Genomic DNA, 2,174 nt, shown 5'->3' with positions numbered 1-2,174 from the left:
CAATGGGGCCAGCGATAGTAATGTCTGTTGATGCTATATTCATGACACTGGTAACTGTTTTCGCAATGGGTTCTCTTATAAGCTGGAAGCTTACCTGGATAGTCATAATCCCTTTACCGCCACTTGCACTGATTTCTGCTTTTTTCGGTAGGTTAATACACACACGCTTTAAGAAGGTACAGGCAGCCTTTGCCGTAATGACAGACTCTGCCGAGGAAAGCATTTCTGGAATAAGGGTCATAAAGAGCTATGGTCAAGAAAATTCAAGATATGAAATGATGCATGGTAAATCCGATGATTACGTGCGAAAAAACATTTCACTGATCCGCGTTTGGGGAATGTTTTTCCCTCTGATTCAATTATTAGCGTCTATTGGTTATGTAATTGCCATGTCCTTTGGTGGTAGGGCTGTAATCACCGGCCAACTGACTCTTGGAGAATTTGTGACATTTACAACTTACCTTGGTATGTTGATATGGCCAATGATGGCTACTGGATGGCTAATAAACATCATCCAGCGCGGTCGGGCTTCATACAGCCGGCTCAAGGAACTGCTTAATGAAGAGACGGATATTATCACAAAGAAACCTACTCATGTTGAAAAGCTGATCGGGAACATAGAAATAGAAGGACTCACGTTTAAATATCCAAGCAGCAGAGAAGCAGTTTTAAAAGATGTACATCTTCATGTTTCAGCTGGAAGCAAAATTGCAATAGTGGGGACAACGGGCTCTGGAAAATCAACTCTGGCAAAGGTATTAACCCGATTATACCCGGTTCCAGAAGGAAAAGTTTTTGTCGATGGAAGAGATATAAATAATATTGATCCTGCTGTCTTGCGCGAAAACATCGCTTACGTTCCTCAGGAAACATTCCTGTTTTCTGAGACGGTTAAAAACAACATAGCTTTCGGCGTTGAAAAAGCCTCTGATGAGGAAATCATCTTTCATGCTTCTATTGCGGCTATTCACAATGATATTGAAAATGACTTCCCCAAAGGTTACCAAACGAAGGTTGGAGAACGGGGAGTAACTCTTTCAGGCGGTCAAAAACAGCGTATTGCAATTGCAAGAGCGCTTTTAAAGAAATCTCCAATTGTCATCCTTGATGACTGCCTTTCGGCAGTGGATACGGAAACAGAGCTTAAGATAATTTCATCTCTCAGGGAAGGAGCCGATTTGCGAACAGTAATTGTTATTTCTCATCGGCTGAAGGCTGTAAGGGATGCAGACACAATTTATGTTCTACACGATGGAAAAGTAATCGAAAGCGGAACCCATGATGAGCTTATGGAGTTTGGCGGCTTATACAAAAGGATGTACGAACGGCAGTTGTTAGAAGAGAAATTAGAGGAGGAATAATATGCCTCGAAGCGTCTATGCTGAATCAGAAGATAAATACAAAGTTGAAGATTGGTCTATTATCAAGAGACTCTGGAAATACGTACATCCCTATATTTGGCTCTTTATCATCGGCATTATCTTGATAATTGCCTCTGCTGGATTGGATCTGGCTTTTCCTTATCTTTCAAAGGTAGCCATAGACGACTATATGAATGCAGATCATACCTACTCGGTTGAATTATCTAACGGTAGCCCTATTATCAATAATGACCCGCAGGGAGCTTTTCACTTGAAACAGTTAGAAGATGGAAGTTATATACTCACTGACGGTGAGAATAGCTATAACGTAAGCCCCGAGAAGTTGAAGGAGCTTCGTGTCTCGGATTTAAATGGACTCACAAAGATCGTGATTTACATGCTTCTTATCCTCATAGCAATGTTCGTGGCTGTTTATCTTCAAGTTTACATTACCAACTATATGGGCCAGAAAATAACACATAACATAAGGATGGATTTGTTCAAGCATATTACAAGATTACCCATGCGCTATTTTGATACCACACCAAGTGGACGATTGTCCACTAGAGTTGCCAACGACACAAAAAACCTTGCTGAATTTTTTAGTAGCGTTATAACATCACTGGTTAAAGATGTAGTTTTACTGGTGGGGATCGTTGTAGTCATGCTTAAAATGTCAATTTATCTTGGTACCATATCATTGCTCATCCTTCCGCTTATACTGGTTAGTACGTTGGTGTTCAGGTATTTTGACCGTATCGCGTATAGAAAAGTTAGAACACGGCTTGCAATAATAAATGCTTTCCTGGCTGA

General features: G+C 40.7%; 2 protein-coding genes. Both read left to right on the top strand.

The genetic code is table 11. The features are described from left to right. A partial coding sequence (locus AC3LHT_RS10555; protein ID WP_488662866.1) for an ABC transporter ATP-binding protein occupies positions 1-1,361 on the top strand: 1,361 nt, incomplete at its 5' end. Between the two features lies 1 nt (position 1,362). Beyond that, on the top strand, positions 1,363-2,174 hold an 812-nt coding region (locus AC3LHT_RS10550; RefSeq protein WP_488662865.1), incomplete at its 3' end, for an ABC transporter transmembrane domain-containing protein.

Source organism: Kosmotoga sp., from assembly GCF_982836095.1.
The sequence above is the reverse complement of the archived record's forward strand: the minus strand, read 5'-3'. Positions and strand labels throughout refer to the sequence as shown.